The following is a 7578-nucleotide window of genomic DNA, read 5'->3' as shown; positions in this document are numbered from 1 at the left end:
TGCAAAACTCATCAGACCATAAATCCGCCTCCCCGCCCCCAGAGGGTAAGGCCTGGTATCAACTTACTGCGGAAGAGTCTTTGCAGCATTTAAATAGCCGCGAAGAAGGGTTAACGCCACAAGAGGCGGAGGAACGCCTTAAACAGTACGGTCCCAATGCGTTACCGGCCAAAAAAAGCAAACATCCCCTGCTACAGTTTTTAGCCCACTTTAATGATGTGCTGATTTACATTTTATTAGCGGCAGCATTGGTCAAGGGTCTGATGGGTCACTCGGTTGACACTATTATTATCCTTTGTGTTGCGGTTATTAACGCCTTAATTGGTTATGTTCAGGAAAATAAAGCCGAGAAGTCTCTGAAAAGCATACAGAATATGCTTTCCAGTAAAGCGGTGGTCATTCGTGATGGTAGCGCCCAGATTATTGATGCACAGGATCTGGTCCCTGGTGATATCGTCACCTTGAAACCAGGGGATAAAATCCCCGCAGACCTGCGGTTGCTGGAAGCCCACAATCTTCAGATTGAAGAAGCTATCCTGACCGGTGAGTCAACGGTAGTCGAGAAGCAAATCGGCGTGATTGAGAACGAGTCGGTGATTGGCGATCGCAAAAACCTGCTGTTCTCAGGGACGACCATCAGTGCCGGTACCGCGAAAGGTTTGGTGATTGCCAGCGGCGGTGATACCGAACTGGGCCATATCAACCAAATGATGTCGACGGTTGAATCAACCCGTACTCCGCTGCTGCAACAGATGGATCGTTTAGGCAAAGCCATATTCATCCTGATCCTGGTCATGATGGCATTCCTGTTCGTCTTCGCCTTTATCCTGCGCGACCTGCCGGTCGATGAGCTGTTACTGGCATTGATAAGTCTGGCGGTGGCCTCGGTTCCCGAGGGCTTACCGGCGATTATTTCGATCATCCTCTCCCTTGGTGTACAAGCGATGGCGCGCAACCGCGCGATTATCCGCAAGCTGCCAACGGTAGAAACCTTAGGTGCTATGACTGTCGTCTGTTCCGATAAAACCGGCACACTGACGATGAACGAAATGACCGTTAAAGCAGTGATTCTGGCAGACCACTGCTATCGCGTAGAAGGTGAAAGCTACGAACCGGTTGGCAACATTTACCCGGAAGGGAGTGACCAGCAAGCCTCGCTCGATACCAACGGCACGTTAAAGACATTTATCACTGCGGTGAATTTGTGTAATGACAGCCAGATTCAGAAGAACGACCAAGGTCATTGGGCCATTACTGGCGGCCCGACAGAAGGCGCACTGAAAGTATTAGCCGCCAAATCCGGTATTGAGCTGGGTCAAGTGACTCAGCACGGTAAAATTCCTTTTGATTCTGCCTATAAATACATGGCTACCAGCCATCAGGTTCAAGCAGAAAATAGTATCTTCCTGACCGGCGCACCTGATGTGTTGTTTACGTTCTGCCAACAAGAACTGACCGACCAGGGTGTTGCACCGTTCCGCCGCGATTACTGGGAAGCCGAGATGGCGCGTTATGCCAAGCAAGGTCTACGCATGGTAGCAGCAGCCTTCCGCCCAACAGAACAACCTGTCAGTGAGTTGGACCACAGTGATATCCAGCAGGGCATGGTGTTTGTTGGTATCGCTGGCATGATGGACCCACCACGTCCTGAGGCCATCGACGCCATAGCGACCTGCCAGCAGGCTGGTATTCGCGTGAAAATGATCACCGGCGACCATCAGGAAACCGCGATGGCGATTGGTGCCATGCTGGGAATTGGCAATGGTAAAGACTCCATTACCGGTGGCCAACTGGAGCATATGGACGATAAAGAACTGGCACAAGCTGCCGTTCATTATGATATTTTCGCCCGTACCAGCCCGGAACATAAACTGCGTTTGGTTAAAGCTTTACAAGAGAAAGGCGAAATTGTCGGCATGACCGGTGATGGTGTGAATGATGCGCCAGCGCTGAAACAGGCCGATGTGGGTATCGCCATGGGTATCAAAGGCACCGAGGTGACAAAAGAAGCCGCCGATATGGTGCTGTCAGACGATAACTTCGCGACCATTGCCAGTGCAGTTGAAGAAGGCCGTCGTGTCTACGATAACCTGAAGAAAACCATTCTGTTTGTATTGCCCACCAACCTGGCGCAAGGGTTGCTCATTATCTTTGCCATCCTCGCGGGGGCTGTTATTCCATTAACGCCATTGCAAATCCTCTGGATAAACATGGCAACTTCTACCACGCTCTCTTTCGGTTTAGCATTTGAACCGGCAGAAAGAGGCATTATGCGCCGCAATCCACGTGACCCATCAAAACATGTGTTAGATGGCCATGCCATCTGGCGTATCGCGTTTGTTGGTACCTTGATTGCCTTAAGTGCTTTTGCCTTGGAAGCCTACATGGAGCCACGCGGTTACAGCACTGAATTTATCCGTACAGTATTGATGCAAACACTGGTTACCGCGCAGTGGATTTATATGTTTAACTGCCGGGTGATGGACCGCTTCCCACTGAACAAAGAAGTCTTTGTTAACAAAGGGCTGTGGTTAGTATCCGGTGTATTGATCGTGTTGCAGTTAGCCATCATCTACCTGCCATTTATGAATACTGCTTTCGGTACCGAACCATTGCCAGCCTATTACTGGGGCTTAACACTGTTGGTTTCCATCGCCATCTTCTTGGTAGTAGAGATCGAAAAGTGGGTTATCGGTCGCTTTAAGCGCGGATCGAATCCGGTCTGATATCAATACGTTGCGATACATAAAGCCCGGCTAATTAGCCGGTTTTTTTTATCGCCCATAAATATGATTTAAGATAAATCGCATATTGCCGATAGCATGACTATTATTGCATCAATTAAATCTTATAATAGAATGGCGGCGATTTATTATGCGATCGCTGCAATGAACATGTGAACCATGCCGCCCTACAGGAAGCGCAAAAATGAACACCGCAACTTGCGCAATTAACGGCGTCAGCAATTATGAACGCGACTATCCGCTAAAACTAATGACGCTATGGCGTGTCTGGCGGGCCTGTGCTTCTATTTTATTACTTCTCTCTGGCTTACTTGCCCCCTTACCATCAATGGCTGCGGATAACATCAATGAAGCCCTTATCCATGAACGCAGTAATGCCGCCACCAAAATGGTGTTGGGTATTATCAGCTATGCACGCTGGCCCGTGGCCCCCGTCGTAACGCGCTTGTGTGTGGTAGCCCCGACAATCTATGCAGAAGAGCTGTTTAATCCCGCGTTTATGGAAACCACACATCCCATTAAAACTCAGCGCTATTCCCTCTCGGATAGCTCGATTGCAACCAATTGCGATGTCGTTTATCTGGGGCGTACCGAGCGACAACAGCGTCAGGAGTTGACAGCCCGACTGTCGGGATATCCGATTCTTACCATCAGTGAAGATTATGACGAATGTACATTTGGCAGTGCATTTTGTTTGTTACTGGAAGGTAAGCAGGCTTCTTTCAAGGTCAATATGGATGCATTGGCACGCGGTGGGGTAAAGGTTCATCCCAGTGTGTTGCAACTTGCGCGTAAAAAGACAGACGCATTATGAATTCAACACAGAATAAGTCAGTCAAACAGACAAAAAATCGTCCAAACATCGCGAAGCTCCCCACTCTGGGACGGGTACTTGGTCGTATACATCTGACGGTGGCATTGGTCTCGGTCGCAACGGCAGGTATTTTTCTCACACTGGCGGCACTATTTGCCTTGCGGGTGTATGCCGACCATAACCTACATTTAATTGCCCGTTCAATCAGTTACACCACTGAAGCTGCCGTGGTGTTTGGTGATAGCGTGGCCGCTAACGAGGCGCTGTCCTTGATTGCGGCAAATGAAGAAGTTGCCCAAGCTAAAATTCTCGATGTGAATGGCCGAGAAATAGCTAACTGGACGCTACCAAAAGATAGTCCAATGTATGATATGGAACAAAAAGTCGCCCGTTGGGCTTTGCCTGAGCCGGTGGTACTCCCCATGATGCATGCCGGTAATGAAGTCGGCAGCATCGTGATTGTTGGCCATGGTGGTAGTCTGCTACGTTTTCTGTTGCAAGGGTTGGTGGGCTTATTCGTCTGCCTAATTCTCAGCACGTTAGTGGCACTATTCCTGTCGCGCCGGATGCTGTTTGGCATTATCGAGTCGTTGAACAAAATCACCGAAGTTGCTCATAGTGTTAGCCGCCACCGCAGTTTTGGTCAGCGAGTACCGTCAGCAAAAATTGTCGAACTTAACGAATTAAGTAATGACTTCAATGGATTACTTGATGAGCTCGAGGTTTGGCAAGCCCATTTAACGCAGGAAAATGACTTCCTTGCACACCGTGCTGCCCATGATAGCCTGACTGGATTGGCTAACCGTGCTTTCTTTGAGGGCCGACTAAGCCGCACGTTGAGTGATTGCGCCGATGATGAACAACTGGCCGTGTTATTTATTGATGGTGATCACTTCAAAGAAATCAATGATAACTATGGTCATGCAGCGGGAGATCTGGTGCTGACCGCGATTGCCGATCGTATCCGCGCACTGTTACGTGAAACCGATTTGGTGGCACGTTTGGGCGGCGATGAATTCGCCGTATTACTGGCACCGATCCACGACACCGATGATGTTGTTACCATCGCTAATAATATTATCGACAGTATGAATCAACCTATTGATTTGGTAGATGGTAGTGAGATAACCGCCTCTATCAGCATCGGTATTGCGATTTACCCTGATCATGCGCTGACCCCCGAAGAGCTATTACAACGGGCCGACGAAGCCATGTATCAAGCAAAGAAACGTTTCCAGTTCGGTGGCAGCGTCATTGCCTACCAATCGGATATTACTCTTACTGAAAGCTTAGGATAGGTGACATGCAGGGATTGAAAAACAACAGTCTGATAAGCCATATCTGGATGAGTTTTTTCGCCATGAGTTTATTGATATTGGCGGGGTGTCAGGCAACCAAACCACCAGGATTAACACCCGAGCAGATTGCAGCCTTACAGGAACAAGGATTTAAATTAACTGAAAATGGCTGGGAATTTGGTCTGGCAAACAAAGTGTTATTCGATAGTGACGTGAAAAAATTGAATCCGTCTGGCGGGCAGACAGTACAAAACATTGGCCGTGCGCTATCGAGTGTGGGCATTACTCATCTGCGGGTTGATGGGCATACTGATTCCATCGGTAAAGATGAGTATAACCAACAGTTATCGCTGCAACGTGCCTCTGCGGTAGCGGATGCACTGGCAACCATAGGTATTCCGCGAGCCAATATTGAGGTACGAGGCCGCGGTAAGTTAGAGCCGGTCGCCGATAACCGTACCCCTAAAGGGCGGGCAGAAAACCGCCGGGTGGCCATGATAGTCACCGCACCCTAACCTTTTTGCGTTCCCAACGAGTGCTACAGGGAGATATAAAACGACTCTCACCGAATCACTTAAGTGATTCGAGTTAGCGACAGCAGCGAACACACCTGCGACTTGAAAGATGCCACCAACATATACCCTATAGATTTCGAGCCGCAGGAAGGCAGCAAAGGAGGTAATCCCGATGAGCTTACAATAAGTAAGTGATTCGGGTTAGCGACAGCAGCGAACACACCTGCGACTTGAAAGATGACGGGTATAGTAAAACGGGCTACACTCCGCACCAGATATCCTAATAAAAACTGATCTAGAGAGGCAGACGCAACGTGGCTCAATACGTCTATTCAGTGTTGAGCCTATGTATAGTTACTCTGCACCTACCTGCACAACCGTGAAATATCAGCCATTTAACACAACCCTCAAAAATGCAACTACGCACAAATCTACACGTATATGAAAATGTTTTGCCCCATTTTTGCCCCATTCACTACTTACCACCTTCATCTCACAACCGGTAATTCAGCCCACCGGGTAGTGTAAGCTGGCGATAGCATCTCTCGTTTCATCTGCCATGCTTTCTGTATGCCTTGCCCGGCAAACCACACCTTTCCCTTCCCTGACTTATTAATATCGTCTAGCGCAGCCATCAGTGCTGCACTGTTAACCTTGGGCTGGTTATCATCGAACAACCCTAATTGAGCTATACCCTGGCTGTAAAAATCACCCAGCATCACCCCGCCCTTTTGATAGCGATAGCCCTCTTTCCAGATCGCATCGAGACAGCCTACTGCGGCGGCAATGATGTCACGCGAGTCCTGAGTGGGGATATGAAGCTTAGTGCTCACTATGTTGCCATAGTAAGGCTCATTGAGTGCGAACGGGCTGGTTTTGATAAAAGCTGATATATGTCGGCAGTATTGATGCTCGCCGCGCAACTTCTCAGCCGCACGGACAGCATATCCGCAGATAGCTTCGCGCATATCCTGATAATCAGTGATCCGCTCCCCAAAGGACCGACTACAAACTATCTGCTGTTTGGTCGGGGCGAACTCTTCAAGCTCCAGGCATTGCTCGCCGTTGAGTTCTCTCACCGTTCTTTCTAGCACCACATTGAAATTTTTACGCACAAATTGAGAGTTGGTATCGGCAAGTTGTAATGCCGTGGTGATGCCCAGTTGATTGAGCTTTTTACCAATGCGACGGCCAATACCCCATATGTCCTGTACCGGCGTTATCGCGAGTAACTTACGCTGCCTGATGGGATCTGATAAATCCAGCACACCACCGGTTTGACTCCACAGCTTAGCCGCATGGTTTGCCAGTTTAGCCAGGGTTTTAGTTTGAGCTATCCCTACTCCAACAGTGAGACCGGTCCACTGCAATACCCGCTGGCGTACATCACGGCCAAACTGATCAAGGCTCATACAATTCTTGACCCCGGACACGTTCAAGAATGCTTCATCGATTGAGTATATTTCTGTAGCCGGTGACATGGCTTCCAGTACCGTCATGACCCGGTTAGACATATCTGCATAAAGCTCATAGTTGCTACTGAACGTGACCACGCCGTATTTTTGGATCAGATTGCGCATCTTAAAATATGGCTCTCCCATTTTGATACCAAACAACTTGGCTTCACGACTGCGAGCTATGACACAGCCATCGTTGTTTGAAAGGACGACTATCGGTTTCCCATGCAAGTCTGGCCTGAATACAGACTCGCAGGATGCATAAAACGAGTTTACGTCAGCGAGGGCAAACATTTGCTGTATCGTTAATAACGTATTTCACTACACCGAAAGTCTCTAAATCGTCACCGCCATCATTTAAAATAATCGGGTCATAGTCTGGGTTCATGGCTTCAAGCTGTACAGCAGGATGTAAGCACAGCTTTTTTACTGTGAACTCCCCTCCGACAGCAGCGATAATAATATCGCCATGTTGGGCTGTGATACTGCGATCGACAACAAGCAATGACCCGTCATAGATACCGGCCCCGGTCATTGAATTACCCGACACTCGCACAAAGTAAGTTGCTGCCGGATGAGCAATGCATAGTTCATTCAAATCCAGTGGTCGTTCGACATAATCCGCAGCAGGACTAGGGAAACCAGCGGGGATTTTCTCGCTAAACAACGGGATAGGAACGATTTCACGAAGCGGGGAGAGTTGGTAAAAAATCATCATTCACACCCATAATTAACTGTATATACATACAG

Annotated in this window: 6 protein-coding genes; 4 read left to right on the top strand and 2 right to left on the bottom strand. The window is 48.7% G+C overall.

Translation table 11 applies throughout. From position 1 onward, the window contains the following. The 4 genes from V1952_RS06975 to V1952_RS06960 all read left to right on the top strand — a co-directional run. Window positions 1-2726: cation-transporting P-type ATPase (locus tag V1952_RS06975; RefSeq protein ID WP_420074526.1), on the top strand; the 2726-nt coding region annotated here is incomplete at its 5' end. A 202-nt stretch (window positions 2727-2928) separates the two neighbouring features. Then, the gene (locus V1952_RS06970; protein WP_372557961.1) at window positions 2929-3558 is read left to right on the top strand and encodes a YfiR family protein; all 630 of its coding nucleotides are present in this window, start codon (window positions 2929-2931) and stop codon (window positions 3556-3558) included. Continuing rightward, window positions 3555-4856 (top strand): diguanylate cyclase domain-containing protein, encoded by a 1302-nt coding sequence (locus V1952_RS06965; protein WP_372557960.1) that lies wholly within the window; start codon window positions 3555-3557, stop codon window positions 4854-4856. The genes V1952_RS06970 and V1952_RS06965 overlap by 4 nt, the downstream gene beginning before the upstream one ends. A gap of 5 nt (window positions 4857-4861) precedes the next feature. Continuing rightward, window positions 4862-5371, top strand: a complete 510-nt coding sequence (locus tag V1952_RS06960; protein WP_372557959.1) for an OmpA family protein — start codon at window positions 4862-4864, stop codon at window positions 5369-5371. Between the two features lie 488 nt (window positions 5372-5859). On the opposite strand, the gene V1952_RS06955 is transcribed toward V1952_RS06960, so the two are convergent. Both V1952_RS06955 and umuD read right to left on the bottom strand, forming a co-directional pair. Further along, complete coding sequence (locus V1952_RS06955; RefSeq protein WP_420074525.1) at window positions 5860-7122, bottom strand: Y-family DNA polymerase; 1263 nt, start codon at window positions 7120-7122, stop codon at window positions 5860-5862. Continuing rightward, window positions 7106-7543 (bottom strand): translesion error-prone DNA polymerase V autoproteolytic subunit, encoded by a 438-nt coding sequence (gene umuD, locus V1952_RS06950; RefSeq protein WP_420074529.1) that lies wholly within the window; start codon window positions 7541-7543, stop codon window positions 7106-7108. The genes V1952_RS06955 and umuD overlap by 17 nt, the downstream gene beginning before the upstream one ends. Between the last annotated feature and the right edge of the window lie 35 nt (window positions 7544-7578).

It is taken from the genome of Yersinia sp. 2542 StPb PI, assembly GCF_048593855.1.
Lineage (GTDB): Bacteria > Pseudomonadota > Gammaproteobacteria > Enterobacterales > Enterobacteriaceae > Yersinia > Yersinia enterocolitica_E.
Note: the sequence above shows the minus strand (reverse complement) of the source record. Positions and strands in the feature narration are given on the sequence as shown.